The organism is Actinomycetes bacterium, assembly GCA_036510875.1.
GTDB lineage: Bacteria > Actinomycetota > Actinomycetes > Prado026 > Prado026 > DATCDE01.
Genome location: DATCDE010000277.1, coordinates 1 through 13,905, shown reverse-complemented (window position 1 = coordinate 13,905; position 13,905 = coordinate 1). Strand labels below are relative to the sequence as shown.

The 13,905-nt window shown below is 67.1% G+C and carries 12 protein-coding genes and 2 pseudogenes; 4 read left to right on the top strand and 10 right to left on the bottom strand.

All coding sequences use genetic code 11. The features are described from left to right. Positions 1 to 382 precede the first annotated feature (382 nt). Positions 383 to 1,447: a sodium:calcium antiporter gene (locus tag VIM19_16330; GenBank protein HEY5186421.1), complete on the bottom strand. Its 1,065-nt coding sequence runs from the start codon at positions 1,445 to 1,447 to the stop codon at positions 383 to 385. 48 nt (positions 1,448 to 1,495) lie between these two features. Between VIM19_16330 and VIM19_16325 the strand changes: the two are divergent. After that, positions 1,496 to 1,750, top strand: a pseudogene (locus VIM19_16325) (transposase). 48 nt (positions 1,751 to 1,798) lie between these two features. On the opposite strand, the pseudogene VIM19_16320 reads toward VIM19_16325, so the two are convergent. From VIM19_16320 to VIM19_16295, 6 genes and pseudogenes are all read right to left on the bottom strand, one after another. Beyond that, a pseudogene (locus VIM19_16320) lies at positions 1,799 to 3,035 on the bottom strand (DUF2254 domain-containing protein). Between the two features lie 15 nt (positions 3,036 to 3,050). Continuing rightward, positions 3,051 to 3,930, bottom strand: a protein-coding gene (locus VIM19_16315) for an IS5 family transposase (protein HEY5186420.1) whose coding sequence is annotated in 2 segments (ribosomal slippage) — positions 3,051 to 3,566 and positions 3,568 to 3,930 — 879 coding nt in all. Because the reading frame shifts where the segments join, the coding sequence is not laid out codon by codon here. A gap of 407 nt (positions 3,931 to 4,337) precedes the next feature. Then, a complete protein-coding gene (locus tag VIM19_16310) occupies positions 4,338 to 4,853 on the bottom strand; it encodes an HAD family hydrolase (GenBank protein HEY5186419.1) in 516 nt (171 codons plus the stop codon). 185 nt (positions 4,854 to 5,038) lie between these two features. Further along, on the bottom strand, positions 5,039 to 6,049 hold the full coding sequence (gene gnd, locus VIM19_16305; protein HEY5186418.1) for a decarboxylating 6-phosphogluconate dehydrogenase: 1,011 nt from the start codon (positions 6,047 to 6,049) through the stop codon (positions 5,039 to 5,041). 83 nt (positions 6,050 to 6,132) lie between these two features. Next, on the bottom strand, positions 6,133 to 7,551 hold the full coding sequence (locus tag VIM19_16300; protein HEY5186417.1) for a glucose-6-phosphate dehydrogenase: 1,419 nt from the start codon (positions 7,549 to 7,551) through the stop codon (positions 6,133 to 6,135). A 226-nt stretch (positions 7,552 to 7,777) separates the two neighbouring features. Then, entirely contained in the window at positions 7,778 to 8,224 is a 447-nt protein-coding gene (locus VIM19_16295) for a PRC-barrel domain-containing protein (protein HEY5186416.1), read from the bottom strand. Positions 8,225 to 8,425: 201 nt separating this feature from the next. Between VIM19_16295 and VIM19_16290 the strand changes: the two genes are divergently transcribed. Beyond that, positions 8,426 to 9,679, top strand: a complete 1,254-nt coding sequence (locus VIM19_16290; protein ID HEY5186415.1) for an ISL3 family transposase — start codon at positions 8,426 to 8,428, stop codon at positions 9,677 to 9,679. 71 nt (positions 9,680 to 9,750) lie between these two features. Here the strand turns inward: VIM19_16290 and VIM19_16285 are convergent, their stop codons facing one another. The 3 genes from VIM19_16285 to VIM19_16275 all read right to left on the bottom strand — a co-directional run bounded on the left by VIM19_16285 (position 9,751) and on the right by VIM19_16275 (position 11,963). Then, positions 9,751 to 10,233: a general stress protein gene (locus VIM19_16285; GenBank protein ID HEY5186414.1), complete on the bottom strand. Its 483-nt coding sequence runs from the start codon at positions 10,231 to 10,233 to the stop codon at positions 9,751 to 9,753. A 171-nt stretch (positions 10,234 to 10,404) separates the two neighbouring features. Beyond that, positions 10,405 to 11,418: a zinc-dependent alcohol dehydrogenase gene (locus tag VIM19_16280; protein HEY5186413.1), complete on the bottom strand. Its 1,014-nt coding sequence runs from the start codon at positions 11,416 to 11,418 to the stop codon at positions 10,405 to 10,407. After that, positions 11,415 to 11,963, bottom strand: coding sequence for an aldehyde dehydrogenase family protein (locus tag VIM19_16275; protein ID HEY5186412.1), 549 nt, complete (start codon positions 11,961 to 11,963; stop codon positions 11,415 to 11,417). Before VIM19_16275 ends, VIM19_16280 begins: the two co-directional genes overlap by 4 nt. Before the next feature lie 366 nt (positions 11,964 to 12,329). Here VIM19_16275 and VIM19_16270 point away from each other — a divergent pair, with 366 nt between their 5' ends. After that, positions 12,330 to 13,118: an inositol monophosphatase gene (locus VIM19_16270; protein ID HEY5186411.1), complete on the top strand. Its 789-nt coding sequence runs from the start codon at positions 12,330 to 12,332 to the stop codon at positions 13,116 to 13,118. A 318-nt stretch (positions 13,119 to 13,436) separates the two neighbouring features. Next, positions 13,437 to 13,628, top strand: a complete 192-nt coding sequence (locus VIM19_16265; GenBank protein HEY5186410.1) for a hypothetical protein — start codon at positions 13,437 to 13,439, stop codon at positions 13,626 to 13,628. The last annotated feature ends 277 nt before the right edge of the window (positions 13,629 to 13,905 follow it).

Below are 13,905 nucleotides of genomic sequence, written 5' to 3'. Positions count from 1 at the left end.
GCCCGACTCATCATCTCCCAGATCGTCCTCGACACGCTGTCCGAACTGAAGATGGCCTACCCCGAGACGACAGACAAACGCCACCAGGAACTGGAGTCACTCCGCAGCCAACTCTGACCATCAGGGCCCCGGCTCGTTGCCGATGGACGCGAACGAAGCTGGCCCAAGGCCCACGCGGGGCGAGGCGCGCTGTGCTAGCTGATCAGGTAGCGCGATTCGCTGATGAGGCCGCCGGCCGCGAGAGAGGTTTGGGGGCATCGGCGTGGTAGCGGACTGAGTAGGTCCGCGAGAGATCGTGGTGCCTGGCCGGGCGCGGTCTGCTCGGCCGCGGCCGGCTGCTTCGATCGATGCTTCAGCGCGCTGGGCGCGTCACACGGGTGGGTTACTGGGGCAGGACGATGAGGCCGGCGACGCCGATCACGTAAACGGCGAGTACGGCGATGCTGTCGATCCCCAGGCGGGCATGTTCCTTGCTAGGACGAAAGAGCAGCCCGGCCATGTAGACGATGGTGAGGAGGCCGCCGAGGGCGCTGAGGTAGATGTCGGAGGCGTGGGCGTTGGGCAGGACTGACTTGCCCGAGACGAGGACGGCGAGCAGGAACAGGACCGGTAGAAACGCGTTGCCTCCGAAGATGTCGCCGAAGGCGAGTTTGTAGTCGCCTTGTCTGACCGAGGTCAGGCCGGTGCTGAGCTCAGGTAGCGACGTCGCCGCGGCGAGGACCGTGGCTCCGAACAGCACACCGGACAGCCCGACGTGGTCGGCTGCGGCGATGCCGCTTTGCTCGGCCAAGGCTCCGGTCACCAGGGTGGCCATGGCGGCTGCGGTGAAGATAAGCGCGGCCTTGGCGGTGCTGACCCCGTCGCGAGTGGCCTGGTCGGCGCGTTTGCGCTGGGAGTGACCCCGCGGCTCGGGTTGGCTGTCAGGGGCTTCCCCGCTGTCCGACCACGGCAGTGACTTGCTGGCGCGTTGGGTTAGCAGAAGCCCCACCACCCAGACCACGGCGATGGCTACGACGTCAGGCGACAGGCGGGCGTACACCAGATTCTTGGGCAGTTGGGTGCCCATCACCACCACACCGAGGACAGCCAGGACGACGGCGCCTTCGATGACCAGCGTCAGGCTCGCGGCCTGATACGTCAGCGGTCGGCGTTCCCGGACCCCGAACGCGTCCAATGCGACCAGCACCACGGTCTGGAGGGCGACACCGCCCAGAATGTTGCTGACGGCGACGTCAAGATGCCCGCTCGCGGCGGCGCTGTAGGTGATGGCGATCTCGGGCAGGTTCGTGGCGACAGCCAAGAGGATCAGGCCGCCCAGGGCCTGGCCGAGGTGAAGCCGGTCAGACAGGACGTCGGTGTAGTCGGACAGAGACGTGCCCGCCACCCAGATCACGCCCGCGCTAGCGACAAAGACCAACAACTCGGCCCAGATCGGCAACGTCGGCAGCAGGTTCACCGCGCCACTATAGAGTTCCCTCGGCGTTGAACCGGCCGTGGCATCTCGACACCCATCCCGGTCAACAGCGGCCAGATCCAAGATCGGTTCCGGCTCAACCGCGGCGGCGACCAGCAAGCCAACTCCGCGCTGTGGCGCATCGCGATCGTCCGCCTGGCCACCGACCGGGACACCCGCGACTACGTCGAACGCCGGCAGGAGGAAGGCAAGACCAAGAGCGAAGCCAACCGCTGCCTCAAGGGCTCCATCGCCCGCGAAGTCTTCAACGCCCTACCCAGAACAGCCCTCGTTTGACAATAGGAGCATCACTTCACGTGCAGCGTCGAGCCGAGCTGCTGATGGTCACGGGAACCAGCGATGCTCGAGCGCGTTCTGTACCGAGGAGGCCATCTCCGCGAGGCCAGCACGTTCGGCGTCATCGAAGCGCTGCCCGGTGACGGTGGTACGGAGCCGCCCCAGCTGATCTGCGACGGCTTGGTGGTGGGCGGGCTGGTGGGTGGGACCAGGCGAGCTCGCGCAGGAGGGTGAACAGCCGGGCGAGGACGGCGGGGTCGGCGGCTCCGTAGCGGCGCGGCTGCGCGACCGCGAGATCGAGCAGGTCGCCCAAGTCCGGGCCGGTCAGGACGACGCGGGCTGTGCCTTGCTCGTCGGTCAGCACGCGCTGGCCCGGGTCATGGGCGGCAAGCTCGCACAACAGGGCGCTGATGTGTCCGAGGGCGTGGACAGCGGTGGTCGGGTCGTTGATGCCGGAGGAGAGTGCTTTGACTGCCACGTCGGTGAGCTGGCGCAGGCCGTACCCGATGTCTTGTGCAGCGGTGCGTTCGAATCCGGTGTGCAGGGCCTTGGCCGCCGCGTCCTGGAGCTGGGCGAGGCGGTCTGCACGCAGCGGCTTGTCGGCCTCGCGGCTCCAGAGGCGACCGACCGGAGTGCCGGCGACCAGTGAGCTACCGGGTTCCCGGTCGATACTGATGGACGCGTCGGCGCTGGTCGCAGCGTCGAGCAGCGCCTCCTGGTCGATGGAGGTCAGGAAGCCGGAGCGGTCGGCCAACAGTACGGCGGCGTCTGCCGGGACTTGCGGGGGCCGGCCCTGCGGGCCGGGGTGGTCGCGTGGCGGGAGGGTCGTCTCTATGGTCTGGGACGCCTCGCGGTTTACGTTGAGGAGCATGGCCTCGACGCGGATCTTGCGCACCAGGTGGGACAGGAACCCGACCAGTGCGAGGACGCTGATGACTGCCAGTGCGTAGGCGACGGTGACGGACAGCTGAGGCACGAATCCCGGCTGCCCCGCGATGTTGGTCCGCACGGTGCGAAGCACCGTCAGTGCGTAGACGAACGTGGCCAGGAACAGCGCCAGCGTGCCCTGCACGACCCGGTCGGACATGAATGTCCGCAGCAGCCGGGGGGAGAACTCGCTGCTGGCCAGCTGCAAGGTCACCACGGTGAGGGAGAACGTCAACGCGGCCACGGTGATCAGCGAGCCGGTAACGGCGACGAGCACCGACCTCGCGGCATCCGCACCCCCGCCGAACAATTAACCGGACACCGCGTCTGGCAAGCCATCATCGAGGTGGGCATCTAGGGCGTGTCTGATGGTTCATCGCAGCCAGAACAGCACGATGGCGGCGAGGACGATGCCGGCCCTGTAGTTGCGGGCGTGTTTGTCGTAGCGGGTGGCGATGGCGCGCCACTGCTTCATGCGGCCGAAGGCCCGTTCGACGACGTTGCGGCCGCGGTAGGCGACCGGGTCGAAGGCGGGTGGTCGGCCGCCCCTGCTGCCGCGGGCCAGACGGTGGGCGATCTGGTCGGACCGCTGCGGGATGACCGCCCGGATGCCCTTGCGCCGCAGCGCTTGGCGGGTCGAGGGGTGGGAGTAGGCCTTGTCCGCGATCACCGTGTCCGGGCGGCAGCGGGGCCGGTGTCCGGTCGGGACGCCGATGTCGCCCAGCACGGCCAGCAGCTCGGGGTTGTCCCCGGCCTGGCCCGGTGTCAGCCGCACCGACAGCGGCCGTCCCCGGGCATCCACCGCGGCGTGGGCCTTGGTCGTCCACCCGCCCCGGGAGTGCCCCAACGCATGATCAGCCGGCTCAGGCCACGCAACCGTGTAATTCGACTGGGCCCCCCCGAAGGGTGCGGCGCGCCCCCGCAGCGTGCTGGTGCGCCCGGGCGATCGTCGAGTCGACCGACACCACCCACTCCAGCTCACCGGCGGCCTGCGCCTGGCCCTGCAGCTCGACCAGCACCCGGTCCCAGGTGCCGTCCTTGGCCCACCGGTCGAACCGCCACCACACCGTCTGCCACGCGGGGAAACCCGCCGGCAGGTCCCGCCACGGCGACCCGGTCCGCGACCGCCAGATGATCGCCTCCACCACCTCACGGTGATCGATCCATTGCCCACCCCGCCGCGGCGTCCGATCCGGCAGCAACGGCTCCAACCGAGCCCACATCGCATCGCTCAACACGCGTCGCTCAGACATGAACACAGCCTGACCGACCCAGCACCGACCATCCGTCAGACACGCCCTAGTCGCGGGAGCGCAACACCCGCGGCCAGCGCAACCACGACGGCGGTGGCGGGCAACGGCCACAGCTGGGTTCGGAAGGCATCGGCGAGCACCCTGCGGCGCCTCGAGACCACCCGGTCAGACAGCACGATCATCCGTTGCGGGGGACGAAGGCTGCTCGGTCTTTGGCGAACTTCGCTGCGTACTACCCAGGAACACGGCCTGTTCTCGCCCGCCATGGTGAGCGAGATCCTCATCGGCCAAGGTCACGAGGTCCACTCTCGCACGAACATCGGCTGATCGAGCGAGCGCTATGCCCAGTTGCGGGCCGTAAGCCACCGCTCGGATCGTCAAATGTCGGTTCACGTCAGTTCTCGCTGTCACAGACCTGGGAAACCTTCTTCTAGCGAGCCGAGCACGTGGGCGCCACCAGCCGCTTTGAGCTGATCGATCGAGTAGTGGCCGCTCGCCACCCCAACCGACACCGCACCCGACGCATTGGTCGCCTTCATGTCGTGGGGGGTATCGCCCACCACGAACACCTCGGAGGGGGTGAGCTCGTCGTGCAATCGAGCGGCCTTCTCGATGGCAAGCCCGGTGAGCTCGGTCCGGTCGGGTGAGTCCGAGCCGTAGGCGCCGAAGACGAAGAACCGGTTCAGGTTGGCTGGGATGAGTTTGGTGCGTGCGGCGCCTTCCATGGCACCAGAGACGAGGCCGAGTATGACCCCAGCCTCCCCCAGGCGAAGCAGGACCTTCTCGGCCCCGGGGAGCACCCGGTAGCCCTCTGATACCCCGATGTCCTCGGCTAGGTGCAGCAGGTACTGGGCGTAGAGCCGGCTGAGCTCGTCGTCGCTCGGGTCGCGGTGAAGGACAGCGTTGAAGGTGGCGCGGGCCACCTGCGGGTCGGTCTCGCCCGCCGAGCTGTGCTCGCCGATGTCGGCGGGGGTTGCCGTGGAGCTTGTCGAAGGCGGCCCTCCAGCTTCTCGCCCCCGAGCCACCGGTGTGCACCAAGGTCTCGTCGACATCGAACAGCACGACGATTGGCTTAGCGGGGTCGGTCGCTTCGGCCACCTCAGCCGCCTCAAGCCTTCTTCTCGTCGTGGCCGCCGAAGCCCTTGCGCATGGCCGAGAGCACCTTGTCGGCGAAGTCATCCAGGCCCCGGGAGGCGAATCGGGAGTACAGGGCGGTGGTGAGCACCGGGGCGGGGACCCCTTCGTCGATCGCCGCGATCGAAGTCCACCGGCCTTCACCCGAGTCCGACACCCGCCCGGCGTACTCCGCGAGATCAGGCGAGCTGTAAAGGGCGGTCGCGGTCAGGTCCAACAGCCACGACTCGATGACGCTGCCGCGCCGCCACACCTCGGCCACCGCGGTGGTGTCGATGTCGAACTGGTAGAACTCGGGCTCTTCCATCGGGGCCGTCTCGGCGTCGGACGCGGCGCTCTTCTTGCCGGCATTCGCGTTGTGCAAGACGTTGAGGCCCTCGGCGAAGGCCGCCATCATCCCGTACTCGATGCCGTTGTGGACCATCTTCACGAAGTGTCCAGCCCCGTTCGGTCCGCAATGCAAGAAGCCGTGCTCGGCCGAGTCAGGCTCCCCGGTGCGGCCCGGGGTCCGGGGTGCGGCGTCGATTCCGGGTGCGATGGTGGAAAAGATCGGTCCGAGGTGCTCGACGACGTCGTCTTCGCCGCCGATCATGAGGCAGTAGCCCCGGTCAATTCCCCACACCCCGCCGCTCGTCCCACAATCGACGAAGTGGACGCCCCTATCGGACAGGGATGCAGCGCGGGCGATGTCGTCTCGGTAGTAGGAGTTGCCCCCGTCGATGATCACGTCCCCTTGTTCCATGTGGGATGCCACCTCTTCGATGGTCTTGCCGGTGATCTCTCCGGAGGGCACCATCACCCAGACCGCGCGGGGCGCAGAAAGCTGCTCGACCAGGTCGGCCACCGACGTGGCAGCGGTGGCACCGTCGGTCGTCAACGAGCCGACGGCGTCGGTGTCGTAGACCACGCAACTGTGGCCGTCGCGCAGCAACCGCCGGACCAGATTGGCGCCCATCCGGCCGGGTCCGACCATGCCGATCTGCATCGGGGTGTGAGTGGTCATCGCATGTTCTCCTGTCGTGTCAGGTGTTGAGCCAACCAACTGCCTTGGTCGGCCGGGCGTCGGGTTCAGCTCTCCGGCTGGTTTGGGTCGGGAAGCCATGGCGGCTGCCAGGCGGGGTGCCCGCGCAGCAGCGTGTCGCCCTCGGGCGGGCCCCACGACCCACGGGGATAGGGCGTGCACGCCGGTGGGTGCTCGATCAGCGGCTGCAGGACGCGCCAGGTTTCCTCGACCACGTCCTCGCGGGTGAACAGGGTGTGGTCGCCGGTGAGCGCGTCGTGCAGCAGACGTTCGTAGGGTCCGGGAGGTGGACCGAGTTCAGCGGCGAAGGGAAGGTCTAGGTGCACGTCGCGGGATGCCCTGCCCTGTGGGCCTTTGGACAGCAAGACGAGGCGCAAGCCCGGCTCCGGGTCGATCCGGAAGACGAGCTGGTTGGGCTGGGTGTGGCGGGGTTGGTCGAGGAACGCCAGGCGGGGTGGGCGTCTGAACAGCACCCTCACTTCGGTGGATCGGGTCGCCAGGGCCTTGCCGGCACGGATGAAGAACGGCACGCCGGCCCAGCGGGTGTTGTCGACCTGCAGCCGCAGCGCAACGAAAGTCTCGGTTGCCGAGCCTGCTGCCACTCCGGGGACGGCGCGGTATCCGTCGTACTGACCCCGCACGCACTGGGTCGGGTCGACGTCGGCCATGGCTTGGAAGACTTCGACCTTCTTGTCCCATAGGGCTGTCGGCCCAGGCCCGACCGGCGGTTCCATCGCGATCAGGCTCAGCACCTGCAACAGATGGTTCTGGACCACGTCGCGCAGGGTGCCGACCGCGTCGTAGAACGGGCCCCGGTCCTCAACGCCGAAGTCCTCGGCCATGCTGATCTGCACGGCGGCGATGTGGGCGTGGTTCCACACCGGCTCCAACATGACGTTGGCGAAGCGCAGGAACTGGATATCGAGCACCGGCTGCTTGCCCAGGAAGTGGTCGATGCGCAGGATCTGATCCTCGTCGAGGACCTGGTGCAGTTCGTCGTTGAGGGCGCGGGCCGAGGCGAGGTCGTCGCCGAAGGGCTTCTCGATCATCACGGTGGCCTGGGTCAGCAGATCCGCGTGGGCGAGAGCAGCGACGACGGGACCGAACAGGGCGGGCGGGATCTCCAGATAGAACAGCGGCCGCGATCTGCCGGTCAACCGGGACGCGAGCTCGTGGTAGGTGGCCGGGTCGGTGAAGTCGCCGCGCAGGTAGCTCAACCGACGCGCCAATCCAGCCATCACGGCGGCCTGCGGCTCGTCGCCGGACTTCCGTACGGTGGCACCGATCGCGTCGAGCAGCTGCTCCTGTGACCAGGTGTCCTTCGCCACGCCGATGATCGGGCAATCCAGCAGGCCGGCCGCCTCCAATCGGTACAGGGCGTGGAAGGTCATCGTGTGGGCGAGGTCTCCGGTGATACCGAAGATGACGAGAACATCGGCGCCCGGGGACGGGCTCTCGTCTTTCACGAGGCGCCTCGGTGAGGCCGGGGCGTCCGGCCCGGCGGCTGGGTCGGGGCCGCGCAGATCGGCGTGCTCAGGGTGGGGGAGGTGATCGGGCTGCCGGCGGACACCACGAGGGCCTGCCCGTCGTGCCGCACCGACAGTGTTTGCCCGTCCAGGACTCGGTAAGTCGTCGTCGCCGGGGTGATCTCGACGTTCAGCCGGCTGCGTTGTGGCGGGATCCCATGATGTGTCAGGGTCGGTTCCGCGGCGGCGCCATCGGGAGCATGGCCAGGCCGGCGGGATACATGTAGCCCTCGCCCCAGTACGGTGCGTACCCGTAATGGCTGTAGATGCTGGAGTGGTACGGCCGGTCATCGATGAGATCCGGGGTGTAGCCCGGCGCCGCTGCGACCCGCTCGCGTGACTGATCAACGAACACGTCGTCCTCGGTGATCTTGGTGACGGCGTCGACAGGTATCAACGACTTCGTTTCGCCGAAGCCCAGAAATCCGCCGTGTTCGACCAGCAGAAAGCGGACCTTGTTCTCTCGGTCATCGACAAGCAGGTCAGCGACCCTGCCGATGCCGTCGCCGTTCTTGTCCTTGACCTGCCGCCCGCGGACATCGTTGGCTGATCCATCGACTGTCTGACCGCGATCACCGAGGGTATAGAGACTGGCGTTGTGGTTCTGTGTCATCGAAGATCGTCTCCTAGTGGTAGTGGGCGCCGGATCTGTTTTACGGCTCTCCCGGCATGAGTGTGGGTCGTTTCTGGGTGTGTGGGTCATGGACTGCCTTGCTGGGCAAGGGATCGGGGTGGCGTGCTGAGGGTTGAGTGACGCGCACGGGCGCGGACCTAGGTTTGGGGGTTCCTACACCAGACCAAACAAGGGACACCCGTGCGCGTCACGACTGCATTCAACCGCCTGCTCAGCCTTCCCGGGGCGGGGGTCACGGAGGTTTGCTTCGAGGCTGACCAGGTCGTCGTCGATGTGGCGTTGCGGCGTCGTCGGCTGCTGTGTCCCGAGTGCACGTTCAGCACCGCTGCTTGTTACGACACCCGGCCGGTGTTCTCCCGCTGGCGGCACACTGACATGGGCCGTTGGAAGGTGCTGGTTCGGGCCGGGCTGCGCCGGCTCGATTGCCCGACCCACGGGATCCGGGTCGAGGCTGTCCCGTTCGCTCGGCACCGCTCGGGGTTCAGCCGTGACTTTGAGGACCTGATCGCGTTCTTGGCGACCAAGACCGACAAGACCACCATCGTGCGGCTGTCCCGGGTGGACTGGGACAGCGTCGGGCGGATCTGCGAACGCGTTGTCGCCGACGGCTTGGACCCTGGGCGTCTGGACGGGCTGGTCAGCATCGGTGTCGATGAGGTGAGTTGGCGCAAGCACCACCGGTATCTCACTTTGGTCACAGATCACCGTGGCAAGAAGATCGTGTGGGGCGCCGAAGGCAAGGACACCGCCACCCTGGACGCGTTCTTCGACGAGCTCGGCGAGACCAGATCCGCTGCCCTACAAGCAGTCAGCATGGACATGGGTCCGGCGTTCCTCAAGAGCGTCCGGGCTGAAGGGCACGCCCCGCAGGCCGTGATCTGCATCGACCCGTTCCATGCCGTCAAGCTTGTAACCGACGCCCTGGACGTGGTCCGCCGACAGACCTGGAACCAGCTGCGTCAGCTCCCCGACCAGGCCGCAGCGAAGAAGTTCAAGGGCGCGCGCTGGTCGCTGCTCAAACGACCCGAGAACCTCACTTGCGACCAAGCCGCGACCTTGCGGCAACTGCGCAACCGCGGTGGAGACCTGTGGCGCGCCTACAGCCTCAAGGAAGCCTTCCGGGCGATCTTCTCCGGCGACCTGACTCCCGACGAGACCATCGAACTGATCGCCCGGTGGTGCTCCAAGGCCAGCCGCTCCCGGCTCGCCCCGTTCGTGAAGGTCGCAAAGACCATCCGCAAACACCACGACGGGATCCTCGCGGCCATCCGACTAAAGATCAACAATGCCCGGGCCGAAGGGCTCAACAACCACGTCCGCCTGATCATCCGACGGGCCTACGGCTTCCACTCACCCACCGCCGCACTCGCCTTGGTCATGCTCTCCTGCGGACCCATCGACCTCGTACTACCTCACGAACGAGCCGCGGCCTGACCCACACTCATGCCGGGAGAGCCTGTTTTACGAACCGTCCGTCGCGGCCCATTGGCGGCCGGTACGAGCTGTCAGAGTGTCGCCTCCCGTGGCAAGGTCGCGAGGAGTTCGTGCGCGCGAGCGGCGTGCTTGTGCTCCACGAGCACTTCGTACTTGGTGGCGACGATCTGGTTGATCGAGGCGAAGTCGCGGGTGCCGCGCCGGGTCGCGGTGCTGTAGCCGAGCTGACTCCACGCCTGCCCGAACACCGCCCCCAGCAGGGGAGTGGTGAGGAGAAAACCGAGCTGGTTCCGGTCGCTGAACAGGCTGAACGCGATCCCCACGAACAGTCCGATCCACAGCCCGGACAGGGCACCGGCGGCAGCGATCTTGCCGCGGGTCAGGCTCCCCGTGACTCGCTCGATGGAGCGTAGTTCGGTGCCCACGATTTCTACGTTCTGCACGGGGAAGTCCTGGTCGGCGAGGTAGTCCACGACATGTTGGGCCTTGGCGTACTGGTCGTACACGCCTAGGGACATGGGGTATTCCAGGTCCAGGCGGGCGGTGGTGAACATCTGACTTCTCGTCACGGGCGTTGTCCTACTCGGTGGTGGATCGGGGGGCGGAGTCGGTCAGAAGACTGGTCAGCTGGCGGTCGTCCAGTGCATTCCACAGCGAGCCGCCTGGCTGCTCGTAACGGATTACAGTCCGCTCGCTGGCCTTGCGCATGCCGACTGCCGGGATTGTCAGAATTGGAAGACCACCCGGGCGGGCACCTTGCCGGCGAGCACGTCATCGATGGACTGGTTGACTTCGTCGAGCTTGCGTTCGACGGAGATGACCGTGGTGCGTCCGGCGGCATGGAGCTTGAAGACGTCGGCCAGGTCGTTGCGGGTGCCGACGATGGATCCGTTGACGGTCTTGCCGTTGATGACGGTGTCGAAGATCGGCAGGGTCAGGGCCCCGTTGTCGGCGGGTAGCGCGACGCAAACCAGTCGGCCCCCACGTCGCAGCGAGCGGTAGGCCTGGTCGAAGGAGGCCGGTGACGCGGCGAGCGCGACGGCGACATCTGCGCCGCCCAGTTTCTGGATGGCTTCAACCGGGTCGACTTTGTGGGCGTTGACGACGTGGTCGGCGCCGAGCTTGGTGGCCATGGCGAGCTTCTCGTCCTCGATGTCGACGCCGATCGTGAAGCCCCCGGCTATGCGGGCGTACTGCAGCGCGAGGTGCCCGAGACCTCCGATGCCGAAGATGGCCACCGTCTCTGCGGGAGCGACCCGCGCGACCTTGACGGCCTTGTAGGTGGTCACGCCGGCGCACGTCAACGGCGCCCCGTCGCGCGAGGAGACCCCGTCGGGAACCGGGGTGGCGAACGCCGCCGGGACGACGGCGTACTCGGCGAAGGTCCCATTCACCGAGTACCCCGAGTTCTGCTGCTGCTCGCACAGCGTCTCCCACCCCCCGATGCAGTACCGGCACTGGCCGCACGCATAGCCCAGCCAGGCGATCGCCACCCGATCACCCACCGTTCTGGTCGTGACCCCGGCACCGAGCTGCTCGATGAACCCGACGCCCTCATGACCCGGGACGAACGGGGGAGTCGGACGCACCGGCCAGTCCCCGTGCGCGGCGTGGATGTCGGTGTGGCACAACCCGCTGGTCTCCATGCGGACCAGGACCTGGCCCGGCGACGGCTCGGGGATCGGAAGGTCCTGGATCTCCAAAGGGGCATGGAAGTCGGTGACAACGGCTGCTTTCATGACGTGCTCCAAACATTTGGGGTGGCTGACACGCCCTGGGTTAGGCGAAGAAGCCGAGGGACTTGGGGTCGTGGTTGGCCAGCACGTTCATGACCTCTTGGTAGTTGTGGAGGGTCTTCTGGTCGGTCTCGCGGCCGTAGCCGGACTGCTTGTACCCACCGAATCCGGCGCCGGCGGGGTACTGGTTGTACGTGTACCCATACCCGGGCGGCCGCGACGTCCTGGCTGGCCTCGTAGGCGAGGTCGGCGTCGCGGCTCCACACTCCCGAGCCAAGCCCGTGGATAGTGTCGTTGGCGATCGCGATGGCCTCGCGGTAGTCCGTGAACGAGGCGACGGTGATCACCGGTCCGAAGATCTCCTCCTGGAAGACGCGCATGTCGTTGGGGCCCTGGAAGACAGTGGGCTGGATGAATTGACCCCCGGCGAGGTCGCCGGGCAGCTCCGCCTTCGCACCACCGGTGAGGACCTTCGCACCTTCCTCGGGTCCGAGCTTGAGGTAGCCGGAGATCTTCTCGATCTGGTCCAGGCTGTTCTGCGGGAACATCGACCAGCTTCCGGACGGATCCGGGGTCTAGCGCGACGCGGTGCTCTCGATAGTGCGTCTCGGTGACGACGCCTACGGGAAGCACAGAAACGAGCGGCTGGCAGCGGTTCCATGGTGTCCCTCGAGAACGGAGATCACCGAACGTGCCCGACCTTGAGCGTAACGCTCCATGGAGACCCAGGAACTGAGGGCTTCCGCATCCGGGCTGGCTGTTTGCCCAGCACTAACCACCATACGCCGGTCGCGGCGTGGATGCTCACCGTCTGCACCTCGAGATGAACCTCGCAGCCGGCGAAAGAGGGAGCTGCGCGAGTGCCCGCGGGTCGCATGCAGGCCATTCGCCGGGGCTACAGGGAGGATGGGGCCGTGACTCCAGAACTCGACTTCGCTAGATCGCTGGCCGATCAGGCTGGCGAGATCATGCGCCGGCACTTCCGTATGGGCGTCGCGTCCCGCAGCAAGGGGGACGGAACGCCCGTTACGGCCGCCGACGAAGCGATCAATGAACTCGTGATGGAACAGGTCAGGACTCACTTCCCCGATGACGCCGTCATCGGGGAAGAGGGCAGCAGCCCGGTTGGTTCGTCGAACCGAGTGTGGGTGTGCGACCCCATCGATGGGACGCTGCCGTTCACCCTAGGTGTTCCGACGAGTCTGTTCTCGCTGGCGCTGGTGGTGGACGGCGAGCCGGTCGTGGGCATCCTCTATGACCCCTATCTTGACCGGCGCTTTGAGGCGTCTTTGGGCCAAGGTGGCACCGTCAACGGCGTCTCGCTTGGGGTCGGCGACGCACCGCTGAGCGGCGCAATCGTGTCTATCCCGGGAGCCCAGTTCGGGTTGACCGACAACGCGGCGCTTGCTTCGGACGTCATCAGGCAAGGGGGGCGAATCTTCTCCGTGGGCAGCATCACCTACGCGGCTGCACTGGTCGCCGCCGGCCAGATCACCGCTTGCGTGTTCCCCGCACAGTCCGTCTGGGACATCGCGGCCGTGAAGGTGATCGTGGAGGAGGCCGGGGGCACCGTCACGGACATCGCCGGGAACCCACAGAGATACGACCAGCCCATCAACGGCGCACTGATCAGCAACGGCCGATCACACCCACAACTGGTCGACCTCGTCGGACGTCACCTACTCGACCCGAGTGATCGCTAGCGCCTGCTTCCACCCCCATGCAAGCGCGCGCGAACGGCACGTCGGGGCGAGGTGGGACGAGAGGGTTCTCGTGGCTACGTGCTGGCCTGTCCTGGTCGTGCGGCCGGTACGCCGTCGCCACTGCTGGACCTGCCGGGGTGTCGGACCCGGTCGGTCCGGGTCGCCGTGACTCGTCGGTGTGCCGCGCATGGGTCCACCTTCGCCGATCAGACACCGAAACGACAGCCCCGGCCGCCGAACGTACGTCTTCCTCCCCCGATAGCCTGCCGTCGAGGACCGCCGCAGCCGGCTGGTCCTCGCCGGTGAACGGGGGTAGGGATGCCCAGTCGCGAGCGGGGCCGTTTCCAGCGCAGCGGCCTGGCCTTCATGGTGCTCGGCGTCCTCCTGACCACGCCGGTGCTGTTCCTGGTCCACGACCCGGCCAGACGCCCCGGGCTGCTGGGCGCGTCGGAAGGCCTCATCCTGGTCGGGGCGCTGATGTTCCTCATCGGCTGGAACCGTCGACGCTAGATCTGCAAGGACCCGATCGGCCGGACATGCGTGCGCCTCCAGGCCGCCCAGACCAGAACCCCGACCAGACACCTGCGCCTCCACGGCGGCCCATGATCGGCACTTCGCGTGCACCCTCAGCGCACGCGATCGGCACGTTCTGGTTCGGCGGCTCAGCTTAGGCGTGCTGGTCTGCGACCGGGTCTGGTTGAACAGACCAGCCCGCGGGTTCGTCGTCGGTGTCGGTGTCGGCGATCGCCTTGGTCTGGTGCACCTTGCCCGGCTTGTGGTGTTGCGG